A 13,628-nucleotide genomic window follows, 5' to 3' on the forward strand; every position below is an offset into this window, starting at 1 on the left:
GATCGCCGTCCGGATCACCGGACTTTGTCCTCGGCGAGCGTCAAGGCTTCCTTATCGAAGTCATCCACGTCGATGACCTTGCGCCGTGCCGCCTCGGCCGCCCGCAGGGTCTGTGCTTCACCGGCTTGCAACACGCCTGCTTCCAGGGCAGCATCGATGAGGTGTTCTCCGGGGGGCGGATTGAGCTGGCCCTGCTTGAGGGCAGCATGGATTTTTTTCTGCAGCGGATGGGCTGCGGCCAGCAGGTCGGCAGCGTGTTGCAGCGCGCCCACCGGATCGTCGGTGGATTGCGGGCGATAGCAGCCCTGTAGCAACTCTTCCAGGGTCGGGTCGCCCTTGGAACGTCCGATAACAGCCGCGACCTCGGCATCGAGCCTGTCGCTCGGCCCCTTATGCCGACGACCCAAGGGGAATACCACCAGGCGCAACAAGCAGCCCAGCACCCGGTTGGGAAAGTTGCCCAGCAGCTCGTCCAATGCGCGCTCCGACTGGCCCAGGCTTTCTTCCATGGCCCACTGGAACAGTGGCGCCATGTGGTCCGGCGAATCGAGATCGTGATATCGCTTGAGGGCAGCCGAGGCCAGGTAAAGGTTGCTCAACACGTCACCCAGTCGGGCAGACAAACGCTCGCGGCGCTTGAGCTCACCGCCCAGCAACATCATGCTCAGGTCCGCCAGCAGGGCGAATGCTGCCGCCTGCCGGTTGAGTGCGCGGAAATAACCTTGGCTCAGGGCATTGCCTGGCACGTTGTCGAAATGCCCCAGGCCCAGGTTGAGCACCAGCGTACTGGCGGCGTTGCTGATGGCGAAACCGATGTGCTTGAGCAGCAGCCCGTCGAATTCGAGCAACGCCTGGTCCTTGTCTTCGCGGGTGGCCAGGGCCATTTCCTTGAGCACGAACGGATGGCAGCGGATGGCGCCCTGGCCGAAGATCATCAAGTTGCGCGACAGGATATTCGCGCCTTCCACGGTGATGAAAATCGGTGCGCCTTGCCAACTGCGCCCCAGGTAGTTGTTCGGCCCCATGATGATGCCCTTGCCGCCATGCACGTCCATGGCGTGGCTGATGCATTCGCGGCCGCGTTCGGTCAGGTGGTATTTGAGGATCGCCGACAGCACCGAAGGTTTTTCGCCGAGGTCCACCGCGTTGGCGGTCAGCATGCGCGCGGCGTCCATCAGCCAGGCATTGCCACCGATCCGCGCCATGGCTTCCTGGATGCCTTCGAACGCCGACAATGGCACGTTGAATTGTTCACGCACCTGGGTGTACTGGCCGGTGACCAGGCTGGTGAACTTCGCCGCGCCGGTACCGACCGCCGGCAGGGAAATCGAGCGGCCGACCGACAGGCAGTTCATCAGCATCATCCAGCCCTTGCCGAGCATGGCCTGGCCGCCGATGAGGAAATCCAGGGGGATGAAGACGTCCTTGCCCCAGTTCGGGCCGTTCATGAAGGCGGCGCCGAGGGGTAGGTGGCGACGGCCGATGTGGACGCCGGGCGTATCGGTAGGAATCAGTGCCAGGCTGATCCCCAGGTCTTCTTCGTCGCCGAGCAAGTGGTCCGGGTCATAGGCCTTGAAGGCCAGGCCAAGGAGCGTGGCGACCGGGCCAAGGGTGATGTAGCGCTTTTCCCAGTTCAAGCGCAGGCCGAGGGTTTCCTCGCCTTGCCATTCGCCTTTGCAGATGATCCCGGTGTCTGGCATCGCCCCGGCGTCGGAACCGGCCAATGGACCCGTCAATGCAAAGCAGGGGATGTCGTCGCCACGGGCCAGTCGCGGCAGGTAGTGGTTGCGTTGTTCGTCGGTGCCGTAATGCAGGAGCAGTTCCGCCGGACCGAGGGAGTTGGGGACCATCACGGTGGAAGCCAAGTCGCCGCTGCGGGTCGCGAGTTTCATTGCCACCTGGGAATGGGCGTAGGCGGAGAACCCCTTGCCGCCGTATTCCTTCGGAATGATCAGGGCGAAGAAACCGTGCTCCTTGATATGTGCCCAGGCTTCTGGCGGCAGGTCCATGGCCTGGCCGATCTGCCAGTCGCTGACCATCGCGCAAAGCGCTTCGGTTGGGCCATCGAGGAATGCCTGTTCTTCTTCGGTCAGTTTTACCTTGGGATAGGTCAGCAGCAGGTCCCAGTCCGGCCGGCCGCTGAACAGTTCGCCATCCCACCACACCGTGCCCGCGTCGATGGCATCGCGCTCGGTCTGCGACATGGGTGGCAGGGTCTTCTGGAACCAGTCGAACATCGGTGCGCTGAAATATTTGCGGCGCAGGTCCGGCAGCAGCAGCGGCGTCGCGATGGCGGCGAGCACCAGCCAGAGAAGGAGCATCAGCCAGCCGGGCGCATGGCTGGCGACACCCATCGCCAGCAGGTAGACCGCGACAATACCCAGCGCCGGTAGCGGGGCGGTGCGCCGATGCGCCAGCCAGGCGACTCCGATGACCAGAACCAGTATCCACAACAACAGCATAAGTGATCCTCCGTGAACCAAGGCAAAACCGACCTTCAGAGCGTAGACGGCCCGTGCAAAACCGGCGGTAGGCGCAATGGGACTGATTTCGTGGGAAACCCTCCCTGTATTGCGCCAGTCTGGTTGGCAACAGCCGTGGGAAATCGTTCGTTGCCGAAGTGAGAAAACGTCATTGTTTGGCGTAAATGCCCTGGCGGCTCAGGAAGGTTTGGCGGTGCGCTCTCGCTCGGTGATTTGAGCCATTGCTGATCCGGCGTATGCTGCTGCGGCATTTATCCATCGAGGGAAGCCGTGATGCTGAAGATCTGGGGCCGGAAGAATTCATCGAACGTGCGCAAGGCGTTGTGGTGCGCCGAAGAACTGGGGCTCATCTATGAGTCTGTTGATGCAGGCGGCGCGTTCGGTGTGGTGGACACGCCCGAATACCGCGCGAAGAACCCCAACGGCCGGGTTCCGATGATAGAAGACGACGGCTTCGTGCTCTGGGAGTCGAACACCATCGTCCGGTATCTGGTTGCTCGCCACGCCCCGGATTCCGCCTGGTACCCCGCTGACGTACAGGCCCGGGCCACGGCGGAAAAATGGATGGATTGGACGACGTCGAGTTTTGCCGCACCGTTTCGCACGGTGTTCTGGGGCGTCTTGCGCACCCCAGCCGAGCAGCAGGATTGGGCCGCCATCAAGGCTGCGATCAAGGAATGCGAAGACCTGCTGGCAATGGTGGAGCAGACCCTGGGCCAACAGCCTTACCTTAGCGGCAATGAAATCGGCATGGGCGATATCCCCCTGGGCAGTTTCATTTATGCCTGGTTCGAGATGCCCATCGAGCGTGCCGCGCTGCCCAATGTGCAAGCCTGGTACGCACGGCTCCAGCAGCGTCCGGCCTATCGCAAAGCCGTCATGACCGCGTTGACTTAATACTTACTATCGACACGCTTCACTGTACTTGTGCGGCGACGCCACGCACCATTGCCTTCGTGCGGGTGGTTGCATTGCTCGTCGCACGCCCTTATCTATTCTTCTCTTTTCCCCTTCTTGGTGCGTAATCCGATATGAGTTCCGCTCTGTCCATACGGCAGTTAACCAAAACCTACGGCAACGGTTTCCAGGCCCTGAGTGGTATCGATCTGGACGTCGCCGAAGGTGATTTCTTCGCCTTGCTTGGCCCTAACGGCGCCGGCAAGTCCACCACCATCGGCATTCTTTCCACCTTGGTGAACAAGACCAGCGGCACGGTCAACGTGTTCGGCCATGACCTGGACCGCGCTCCCGCCGCGCTCAAGCGCTGCATTGGCGTGGTGCCCCAGGAATTCAATTTCAACCAGTTCGAAAAGACCTTCGATATTGTCGTGACGCAGGCCGGCTACTACGGCATTCCGCCGAAAATCGCCAACGAACGCGCCGAGCAATACCTGACCCAACTGGGGCTGTGGGACAAGCGTGATGTGCCGTCCCGCTCGTTGTCCGGCGGCATGAAGCGCCGCCTGATGATCGCCCGTGCGTTGGTGCACGAACCGCGCCTGCTGATCCTCGACGAACCGACCGCGGGCGTGGACATCGAGTTGCGCCGTTCGATGTGGACCTTCCTGACCGAATTGAACCAGAAAGGCATCACCATCATCCTCACCACGCATTACCTGGAAGAGGCCGAACAGCTGTGCCGCAACATCGGCATCATCGACCATGGCACCATCGTCGAGAACACCAGCATGCGGCAGTTGCTGAGCCAGTTGCATGTGGAGACCTTCCTGCTCGATCTCAAGCATGACCTGAGTGTCGCCCCGCAGCTCATCGGCTACCCGGCTCGGTTGCTCGACGGCCATACCCTGGAAGTCCAGGTCGACAAATCCGCCGGCATCACCGGGCTGTTCACTCAACTGGCCCTACAAAATATTGAAGTGCTGAGCCTGCGCAACAAGACCAATCGCCTTGAGGAGTTGTTCGTGTCCCTGGTGGAAAAAAACCTGGCGAAGGTGGCGGTATGAGTTCCGAACTGCGACCCAACCTGATCGCCCTCAATACCATTGTCTACCGTGAAGTCCGGCGCTTCATGCGGATCTGGCCGCAGACCCTGCTGCCCCCGGCCATCACAATGGTTCTGTACTTCGTGATCTTCGGCAACCTGATCGGCCGGCAGATCGGCGACATGGGCGGCTTCACGTACATGGACTACATCGTGCCGGGGCTGATCATGATGTCGGTGATCACCAACTCCTACGGCAACGTCGTGTCGAGTTTCTTTGGCAGCAAGTTCCAGCGTTCGATCGAAGAACTGATGGTCTCGCCGGTTTCGCCCCATACAATCCTGATCGGCTTCACTTTGGGCGGTGTGTTGCGAGGGTTGGCGGTGGGCCTGATCGTGACGCTGCTGTCGCTGTTCTTCACCAATCTGCAGGTGCATCACCTGGGGGTGACGATCCTGGTGGTAGTCCTGACGGCCACGATCTTTTCGCTGCTGGGGTTCATCAATGCCGTGTTCGCGCGCAACTTCGATGATATCTCCATCATCCCGACCTTCGTGCTCACGCCGTTGACTTACCTCGGTGGCGTGTTCTATTCGATCTCGTTGCTGCCACCGTTCTGGCAGACCGTGTCCCTGGCCAACCCGGTGCTGCATATGGTCAACGCGTTTCGCTATGGGATCCTTGGGGTTTCGGACATTCGGATCAGTATTGCGATTACGTTCATGCTGGTGGCGACTGTTGTGCTTTATGTGGGCTGCGCGCGGTTGCTGGTCAGCGGCCGCGGGATGCGCACCTGACAAGACGCATCGCCTTCTTCGCGAGCAAGCCCGCTCTCACACTGATCTATGTCGAACGCTGATCTGGCGTTCACTGAATATCGAATGTGGGAGCGGGCTTGCTCGCGAAGAGGTCCATCAGAACACCACAATAAAGGCCTCCATTCCCGGGAGGCCTTTATGCATCTCACTTACGGCTTTTTTTGCGCCGCCGCCACTGCCGCGCCACCCACCAGCGCCAGTAACTCATGGTCACGAAGTAGGCCAAAGCCCCAAGCACCAACCCAGTCACCACCGAACCCAGCAGAAACGGCTGCCACAACGTTGACAGTTGATTGGTAATCCACTCCCAAGTCAATTCGTCCGGCAGCGTACGGGCGGGCACGTCCATCAGCCAGGCGCCGGTTTGATAGGTACAGAAAAATACCGCAGGCATCGTGATGGGATTGGTCAGCCAGACCAGGCTCACGGCAATCGGGATGTTGCCGCGAACCATGATGGACAGTGCGGCGGCCAGCAACATCTGCAAAGGAATGGGTAAAAAAGCGGCAAACAATCCGACAGCCATTGCCCGCGCCACTGAATGGCGATTGAGGTGCCAGAGGTTGGGGTCGTGCAGCAGGGTGCCAAGAAAGCGTAAGGATTTGTGTTCCCGAATGCTCGCAGGGTCAGGCATGTAGCGTTTGAATAGGCGCCGGGGCATAAGGCTTCTCGGTCGGGTCAAAGCAGTCAGGCCGCAAGTATGTCCGGATTCTACGGCCGGCAGATTCAGACTTTGTGACAATTGATAACGTTCGCGGTGCCGCAGACCGGCTAAGCCTTAGAGGGAACTCTCAAGGATGGGCTTATGCGCACAGTGATGATCGCGCTCGCACTCGGGTTGCTGGTCCCGATTTTCTTACCGGCGTTGCCGCCACCGTGGCTGATCGTGGCGATGGCGATAACAGCGCTGGTCATGCTGCCGTTTCGCACCTGCCCGGCCAGTTTTTTTCTTCTCGGATTGGCCTGGGCCTGCGTTGGGGCGCAGCTTGCGCTGGATGACCGGTTGCCCGCTGCCCTGGACGGTGAAACCCGCTGGGTCGAGGGAAACGTCGTCGGTTTGCCGCAATACGGTGAGGGCATGGTGCGTTTCGAGCTTGCCGATGCCCACTCCCGACGCACGCGCTTGCCTGCGTTGATGCGCCTGGCCTGGTATGGCGGGCCGCCGGTCAGGAGCGGTGAAAAGTGGCGCCTGGCAGTGAAGCTCAAGCGGCCCGTCGGGTTGCTCAACCCCCATGGTTTCGACTACGAATCGTGGCTGCTGAGCCGTGGCATCGGCGCGACCGGCACCGTCAAGGAGGGTTTGCGGGTGCAGCCGACGCAGGGCGCTTGGCGCGATGGGGTGCGCCAGGCGTTGGCAAAGGTCGATGCCCAAGGGCGTTCCGGTGCGCTGATGGCGCTGGTGCTTGGCGACGGGGCTGGATTGAGCCGCGAAGATTGGCAAGTACTGCAAGACACCGGCACGGTCCATCTGCTGGTGATTTCCGGCCAGCACATCGGCCTGTTTGCCGGCTTGGTGTATCTGCTGGTGGCTGGCGCGGCGCGTTATGGCGTTTGGCCGGCGCGTCTGCCGTGGTTGCCCTGGGCCTGCGCCTTGGCTTTCGTCGCCGCTGTGGGCTACGGCTTGCTCGCCGGATTTGAAGTGCCGGTGCGGCGGGCCTGCACGATGATCGGTCTGGTGTTGCTGTGGCGCTGGCGTTACCGCCAAGCCGAACCTTGGTGGGCCTGGCTGCTGGCCTTCATCGGCGTGTTGATGTTCGATCCGCTGGCGAGCCTGCGCCCCGGGTTCTGGTTGTCGTTTGCCGCCGTCGCGATATTGATGTTCACCTTCGGCGGTCGCCTGGGCCCTTGGCGCTGGTGGCAGACCTGGACCCGAGCCCAGTGGCTGATTGCGCTCGGCCTATGCCCGTTGTTATTGATCCTTGGCTTGCCGGTCAGCCTGAGCGGTCCGTTGGTCAACCTGGTGGCGGTGCCCTGGATCAGTTTGCTGGTATTACCGGCGGCACTGCTTGGCACGGCGTTGCTGCCGGTTCCGGGCGTCGGGGAAAACCTGCTGTGGGTCGCCGGTGGGTTGCTCGATCTGCTGTTCAAAGGCCTCGAACTGGTTGCAGGGCGAATGGCGGCCTGGATGCCTCCCGCTGTCCCGTTGTGGGCGCTGTGTATCGCGGCGCTCGGCGCTGTGCTGTTGTTGCTGCCCAAGGGCCTGCCACTGCGTGTCCTGGGTTGGCCGATGTTGATGCTGATCGTGTTTCCTCCTCGGGAACAGGTGCCCCACGGACGCGCCGAAATCTGGCATTTTGACGTCGGCCAGGGGCTGGCAGTCCTGGTGCGTACCCATCGGCATGCGTTGCTTTATGACGCGGGGCCACGCTTTGGCGAGGCCGATGCAGGCGAGCGCGTGGTGGTTCCGACCTTGCGCAAGCTTGGTGTGGGACGGTTGGACCTGATGCTGCTCAGCCATGCCGACGCTGATCATGCCGGCGGAGCACAAGCGGTGCGCAATGGGTTGGCGACGACTCGGGTCATCAGCGGCGATCCTGATGCGCTGCCCGCCGATCTGCTGGCGGCGCCGTGCGACAGCGGCGAGAGCTGGGAATGGGATGGGGTCCGGTTCGAGCTGTGGCGCTGGGCGTCAGCGGTCGAAAGCAACCAGAAGTCCTGCGTCTTGCTGATCGAAGCCGACGGCGAGCGCTTGCTGTTGACCGGAGATATCGATGCCCACGCCGAGCGAGCCATGCTCGATGGGCCGCTGGGGGCGCCAATTCATTGGCTGGCCGCGCCGCATCATGGCAGTCGCAGTTCGTCGTCGATGGCGTTGCTGGCGCGTCTCAAGCCGCATTCGGTATTGATTTCCCGAGGGCGAAACAACGCATTCGGCCACCCGCATCCCTGGGTCATGCAACGCTATAGGAAATTCGGCATGGCAATCCACGACAGCGCCGAGCAGGGCGCCATTCGTCTGCAACTGGGTGCATTCGAACCCGCGCACACCGAGGCTGGGAATCGCCGCTACTGGCGCGAGCCGCCGTCCGCTGGGCCGTCGCCCCGGCATTGACCTGCCTCAGTGTTGTGGGTTGCGTTGTTGGCTGGGCGGGCCTGCACGGCGAGTCTGTATGATAAAGTGGCGCACTTTTTCGAGGGGGCTGTCACTGTGTGGGAATTGGTCAAATCCGGCGGCTGGATGATGTTGCCGATCATTCTGAGTTCCATCGCGGCACTGGGTATCGTTGCCGAACGCCTGTGGACCCTGCGGGCCAGTCGCGTAACCCCGGAGCATTTGCTCGGGCAGGTCTGGGTCTGGATCAAGGACAAGCAACTGAACAAGGACAAGCTCAAGGAACTGCGGGCCAGTTCGCCGCTGGGAGAAATCCTTGCCGCAGGCCTGGCCAACTCCAAGCATGGTCGCGAGATCATGAAGGAATGCATCGAAGAGGCGGCGGCCCGGGTCATCCATGAACTGGAGCGCTACCTCAATGCATTGGGCACCATCGCCGCCATGGCCCCGTTGCTGGGTTTGTTGGGCACGGTGCTGGGCATGATCGATATTTTCAGCGCCTTTACCGGTACCGGCATGACCACCAATGCGTCGGTGCTGGCGGGCGGTATTTCCAAGGCCTTGATCACCACCGCCGCCGGTTTGATGGTGGGGATCCCCTCGGTGTTTTTCCATCGTTTCCTGCAGCGCCGCGTCGACGAGTTGGTGGTCGGCATGGAGCAGGAAGCCATCAAGCTGGTCGAGGTGGTCCAGGGCGACCGTGATGTGGACCTGGCCGGGGGCAAGAAGTGAAATTCCGCCGCAAACCACGGGAAAACATCGAGATCAATCTCGCGTCGCTGATCGACGTGGTATTCATCCTCTTGCTGTTTTTCGTCGTGACGACCACGTTCACCCGGGAAACCCAGCTCAAGGTCGAATTGCCGGAGGCCGTCAGTGGTTCGCCGGCTGAAGACCAGCAATTGAAGAGTCTCGAAGTCACGATCAGCGCCGAAGGGACGTTCTCGGTGAACAACCATTTGCTGCCAAAAAGTGACCTCGCCAGCCTGATCGAGGCCTTGCAGAAGGAATCCGGCGGAGACACCAGCCTGCCGCTGTCCATCAGCGCCGACGGCAAGACGCCCCATCAATCGGTCATCACTGCCATGGACGCAGCCGGCAAGCTCGGCTTCAGCCATCTGCGCATGACGACGGTCGAGGCGGCGCCTGCACCTTGATGGCCATGTCCGATCGATTGCTTGCCGCCTGGTATGAAGGGCATCCCGCCCTGGCGCTGCTGCGACCGCTGGAGTGGCTGTACCGCCGCGTCGTGGTCGGCAAGCGCGAGCGTTTCCTGGCGGGCGAGGGTGAGATCTACCAGCCGCCCGTGCCGCTGGTCGTGGTCGGCAATATCACGGTAGGTGGCACTGGCAAGACGCCGTTGATCCTGTGGATGATCGAGCATTGCCAGCGCAGTGGCCTGCGGGTCGGCGTGGTCAGTCGGGGCTATGGTGCCAAGCCGCCGCAATTGCCTTGGCGAGTCGAGGCCAGCCAAGGCGCCGATGTCGCGGGCGACGAGCCGCTGCTGATTGTCCAGCGCACCGGTGTGCCATTGATGATCGATCCCGATCGCAGCCGGGCTGTCCAGGCTTTGCTGGAGGCCGAGCCGCTGGACCTGATCCTGTCCGACGACGGCATGCAGCATTATCGGCTGGCCCGCGATCTCGAGTTGGTATTGATCGACAATGCCCGTGGCCTGGGCAACCGGCGGTGCCTGCCCGCCGGCCCGTTGCGCGAGCCGGTCGAGCGCCTGCAATCGGTCGACGCCGTGCTGTTCAACGGCGCTGCCGCTGATCGCGACGACGGCTTTGCCTTCGAATTGCGGCCCACCGCGCTGGTCAACCTGGCCAGCGGTGAACGGCGCCCCATCGACCATTTTCCAGCGGGCCAGGCCCTGCACGCCGTGGCCGGTATCGGCAATCCCCAGCGTTTCTTCAAGACCCTCGAAACGCTACACTGGCGGCCCATACCGCACGGGTTTGCCGACCATGCCGAATACAGCGCCCAGGCCTTGAGCTTCACGCCGTCCCTGCCGGTGGTCATGACGGAAAAGGACGCAGTCAAATGCCGCGCCTTCGCCGCGCCCGACTGGTGGTACCTGGCGGTGGACGCAGCTCCGTCGCCGGCCTTCGCGGACTGGTTCGATACGCAGCTGATGCGCCTGTTGCCGGATCGACTCTTGCCTTAACACGTTTTATCCAGGGGAATTACATGGACACCAAACTGCTCGATATCCTGGCTTGCCCGGTCTGCAAAGGCCCGCTCAAGCTCAGCGCCGACAAGACCGAGCTGATCAGCAAGGGCGCCGGATTGGCCTATCCGATTCGCGATGGCATCCCGGTGATGCTCGAGAGCGAAGCTCGCACTCTGACCACTGACGAGCGCCTGGATAAATGACCACTGCCTTTACCGTTGTTATTCCGTCGCGCTTTGCCTCGACGCGTTTGCCTGGCAAGCCGCTGCTGTTGATCGCCGGCAAGCCGATGATCCAGCATGTCTGGGAGCAGGCCAGCAAGAGCAGCGCCCAACGCGTCGTGGTCGCGACTGATGACGCGCGCATCGAGGAAGCCTGCAAGGGCTTCGGCGCCGAGGTGGTGATGACCCGTGAGGATCATAATTCCGGCACCGATCGCCTGGCGGAGGTGGCCGGCAAGCTCGGTCTCTCGCCCGACGCCATCGTGGTGAACGTGCAAGGTGACGAGCCGATGATTCCGCCCAGCGTGATCGATCAGGTCGCGGCCAACCTGGCGGCTCACCCCGAAGCGCAGATGGCTACCCTGGCCGAGCCGATCGAGGACGTGCAGACCCTGTTCAATCCCGGCGTGGTCAAGGTCGTCAGCGACCTCAATGGCCTGGCGCTGACCTTCAGTCGGGCGACCTTGCCATGGGCCCGGGAGGCATTCGCCAAGAACCCGGACGTGTTGCCCGAAGGCGTGCCGTACCGTCGTCACATCGGCATCTATGCCTATCGCGCCGGTTTCCTCCAGGACTTCGTGGCATGGGGCCCGTGCTGGCTGGAAAACACCGAATCCCTGGAACAACTGCGTGCCTTGTGGCACGGCGTGCGAATCCATGTTGCCGATGCGCTGATCGCCCCGCCCACCGGTGTCGATACCATTGAAGACCTTGAGCGCATCCGTCGCCTGTTGGAGGCTTGATGCGGGTTTTGTTCGTCTGTCTGGGCAACATCTGCCGGTCGCCCACTGCCGAAGGCATCTTGCGCCACAAGTTGCGCGAGACCGGGCTGGAGGGGCAGGTGGAAGTCGCTTCCGCCGGTACTGGCGACTGGCACGTCGGCAAGGCGCCGGACAAACGCAGCATGGCCGCGGCCCTGCGTCGCGGCTACGACTTGTCGGCCCAACGTGCCCGGCAGGTGACGCGGGCCGATTTCGCTGCCTACGACCTGATCCTGGCGATGGACAGCAGCAACCTGCGCAATCTCAAGGCCCTGCAACCGGCCAATGCCCGCGCGGAACTGGATCTGTTCCTGCGTCGTTACGAGGCCGAACTCGACGACGTACCAGACCCGTACTACGACGGTGAGCAAGGTTTCGAGCAGGTGCTGGACCTGATCGAGCGCGCCACGGATCGTCTGGTGATCGAATTGAAGGGGCGGCTATGAGCTTGCAAGTCCAGGCGGACGTCAGCCTCAAGCCGTTCAACAGCTTTGGCGTCGACGTAAAAGCCCGGCTGTTCGCCGAAGCCCATAGCGATACGGATGTTCGCGAGGCCCTGGCTTACGCCGCGGGTCACGACGTACCGTTGCTGGTCATTGGCGGCGGCAGCAACCTGTTGTTGACCGGTGACATCGACGCCTTGGTGCTGCGCATGGCCAGCCAGGGAATCCGCCTGCTCAGCGATGACGGTGAGCGCGTGGTGGTCGAGGCCGAAGCAGGGGAGCCGTGGCATCCATTTGTCCAGCACACGCTGGCCCAAGGTTGGGCGGGCCTGGAAAACCTCAGCCTGATTCCCGGAACGGTGGGCGCGGCGCCGATGCAGAACATCGGAGCCTACGGCGTTGAGATAAAGGACGTCTTCGCGGGCCTCACCGCGCTGGATCGCTACACCGGTGAGCTGCGCGATTTCACCCTCGATGAATGTGCTTTTGCCTACCGCGACAGCCTGTTCAAGCAGCAGGCCGATCGCTGGTTGATCCTGCGGGTGCGTTTCGCCCTCAGTCGTGTCGCTCATTTGCATCTGGAGTACGGCCCGGTGCGCCAGCGGTTGACCGAACAAGGCATCGACCAGGCAACGCCCACGGACGTCAGCCGGGCTATCTGCAGCATCCGCAGCGAAAAACTCCCAGACCCGGCCGTGCTGGGCAACGCCGGCAGCTTCTTCAAGAATCCGTTGGTGCCAGCCGCTCACGTGGCGCATCTCAAGGAGCAGTACCCCGACCTGGTGGCTTATCCACAGCCTGGCGGCCAAATGAAAATCGCCGCCGGCTGGTTGATCGAACGGGCCGGCTGGAAAGGTTTTCGCGAAGGCGACGCCGGGGTGCATAAGTTGCAGGCGCTGGTGCTGGTCAATTACGGCAATGCCACGGGGCTGGAGTTGCTGGACCTGGCTCGGCGGATCCAGAAGGACATCGCGGAGCGGTTTCAGGTTGATCTTGAGATGGAGCCTAATCGGTACTGAGGGGAGCAGATCGGCAGTTGGGTTTGGGACGGTCTGCGACTCAACCGACGGGCCGGGATAACTGGGCTTATCCCGGCGCTTCTTCCGTGGGCTCAATCATTCAACAAGCAGCCTTAACAGTTCCTCCATCAGGTTCGTACCGGTTCTGCCGGTAATAAAACGTTCCTTCGCGCCTCTGTCCCACACAGAAAACCGCATCATAGAAAAGAATGCTCTGACGAACCGGGTTGGCAACGATGAGGTTCATTCTTGCGTAATACGTGTTCCCGGGGCTCAACGACGTCGACGCCACCTGCTCGTGATATCCAGACGGCAAGAAGCCATAGGAAACACAACCTCCAGGTCCTAGATGGATAGGCGTGCCGTTTTGGTCCAGTTCAATTTCCCACATTGGCTTGCGCCTCCCATCTCGTAGGTTTTTCTCAGACACCGATATCGAATCAAGCCTTATGCTGTTCGGGGCTGCTTTTGGCACGCAAATAAGCATTTCTCCGTTATCTGAATCGATAACCGCTTCGCCGGGCATTCCCCATGGGGTAGCCGCGATTGGAGAAGAAAGTGCGCTCAATGCAACGCAAAAAAACGATAGGAAAGGCCTCATGACGTTTCTCAACTTGGCAAATGGCGTTTGTTAGAAGGATTGATCATGAGGTCCTTCAATACGAGTGCCAATAGGCTCGGATCTTTGGTCCGATTGTTGTGATTCCAGACGGAG

13 protein-coding genes are annotated in these 13,628 nt (G+C 61.6%); 11 read left to right on the forward strand and 2 right to left on the reverse strand.

All coding sequences use genetic code 11. The features are described from left to right. Positions 1–14: 14 nt before the first annotated feature. Complete coding sequence (locus tag KSS97_RS08905) at positions 15–2,462, reverse strand: acyl-CoA dehydrogenase (RefSeq protein WP_217861471.1); 2,448 nt, start codon at positions 2,460–2,462, stop codon at positions 15–17. Positions 2,463–2,756: 294 nt separating this feature from the next. Here KSS97_RS08905 and KSS97_RS08910 point away from each other — a divergent pair, with 294 nt between their 5' ends. The 3 genes from KSS97_RS08910 to KSS97_RS08920 all read left to right on the forward strand — a co-directional run bounded on the left by KSS97_RS08910 (position 2,757) and on the right by KSS97_RS08920 (position 5,223). Continuing rightward, positions 2,757–3,380: a glutathione S-transferase family protein gene (locus KSS97_RS08910; protein ID WP_030137685.1), complete on the forward strand. Its 624-nt coding sequence runs from the start codon at positions 2,757–2,759 to the stop codon at positions 3,378–3,380. Positions 3,381–3,514: 134 nt separating this feature from the next. Further along, entirely contained in the window at positions 3,515–4,447 is a 933-nt protein-coding gene (locus KSS97_RS08915) for an ABC transporter ATP-binding protein (protein ID WP_030137686.1), read from the forward strand. After that, a complete protein-coding gene (locus KSS97_RS08920; RefSeq protein ID WP_030137687.1) occupies positions 4,444–5,223 on the forward strand; it encodes an ABC transporter permease in 780 nt (259 codons plus the stop codon). The genes KSS97_RS08915 and KSS97_RS08920 overlap by 4 nt, the downstream gene beginning before the upstream one ends. 166 nt (positions 5,224–5,389) lie before the next feature. Here the strand turns inward: KSS97_RS08920 and KSS97_RS08925 are convergent, their stop codons facing one another. After that, complete coding sequence (locus tag KSS97_RS08925) at positions 5,390–5,905, reverse strand: DUF2062 domain-containing protein (protein ID WP_030137688.1); 516 nt, start codon at positions 5,903–5,905, stop codon at positions 5,390–5,392. A 144-nt stretch (positions 5,906–6,049) separates the two neighbouring features. Between KSS97_RS08925 and KSS97_RS08930 the strand changes: the two genes are divergently transcribed. The 8 genes from KSS97_RS08930 to murB all read left to right on the forward strand — a co-directional run bounded on the left by KSS97_RS08930 (position 6,050) and on the right by murB (position 12,913). Beyond that, positions 6,050–8,296: a DNA internalization-related competence protein ComEC/Rec2 gene (locus tag KSS97_RS08930; RefSeq protein ID WP_217861472.1), complete on the forward strand. Its 2,247-nt coding sequence runs from the start codon at positions 6,050–6,052 to the stop codon at positions 8,294–8,296. A 96-nt stretch (positions 8,297–8,392) separates the two neighbouring features. Further along, complete coding sequence (locus tag KSS97_RS08935; protein WP_030137690.1) at positions 8,393–9,028, forward strand: flagellar polar localization protein PocA; 636 nt, start codon at positions 8,393–8,395, stop codon at positions 9,026–9,028. Next, complete coding sequence (locus KSS97_RS08940; RefSeq protein ID WP_030137691.1) at positions 9,025–9,453, forward strand: flagellar polar localization protein PocB; 429 nt, start codon at positions 9,025–9,027, stop codon at positions 9,451–9,453. The genes KSS97_RS08935 and KSS97_RS08940 overlap by 4 nt, the downstream gene beginning before the upstream one ends. Continuing rightward, positions 9,453–10,463 carry a tetraacyldisaccharide 4'-kinase gene (lpxK, locus tag KSS97_RS08945; RefSeq protein WP_030137692.1) on the forward strand — a complete coding sequence of 337 codons (1,011 nt, stop codon included), beginning with the start codon at positions 9,453–9,455 and terminating at the stop codon, positions 10,461–10,463. The genes KSS97_RS08940 and lpxK overlap by 1 nt, the downstream gene beginning before the upstream one ends. A gap of 23 nt (positions 10,464–10,486) precedes the next feature. Beyond that, positions 10,487–10,672 carry a Trm112 family protein gene (locus KSS97_RS08950; RefSeq protein WP_003179363.1) on the forward strand — a complete coding sequence of 62 codons (186 nt, stop codon included), beginning with the start codon at positions 10,487–10,489 and terminating at the stop codon, positions 10,670–10,672. After that, positions 10,669–11,433: a 3-deoxy-manno-octulosonate cytidylyltransferase gene (gene kdsB, locus KSS97_RS08955; RefSeq protein ID WP_217861473.1), complete on the forward strand. Its 765-nt coding sequence runs from the start codon at positions 10,669–10,671 to the stop codon at positions 11,431–11,433. Before KSS97_RS08950 ends, kdsB begins: the two co-directional genes overlap by 4 nt. Next, a complete protein-coding gene (locus KSS97_RS08960) occupies positions 11,433–11,897 on the forward strand; it encodes a low molecular weight protein-tyrosine-phosphatase (protein WP_030137694.1) in 465 nt (154 codons plus the stop codon). The genes kdsB and KSS97_RS08960 overlap by 1 nt, the downstream gene beginning before the upstream one ends. Further along, the gene (murB, locus tag KSS97_RS08965; RefSeq protein ID WP_217861474.1) at positions 11,894–12,913 is read left to right on the forward strand and encodes a UDP-N-acetylmuramate dehydrogenase; all 1,020 of its coding nucleotides are present in this window, start codon (positions 11,894–11,896) and stop codon (positions 12,911–12,913) included. The genes KSS97_RS08960 and murB overlap by 4 nt, the downstream gene beginning before the upstream one ends. Positions 12,914–13,628: the final 715 nt, after the last annotated feature.

Source organism: Pseudomonas alvandae (genome assembly GCF_019141525.1).
Classification (GTDB): Bacteria; Pseudomonadota; Gammaproteobacteria; order Pseudomonadales; family Pseudomonadaceae; genus Aquipseudomonas; species Aquipseudomonas alvandae.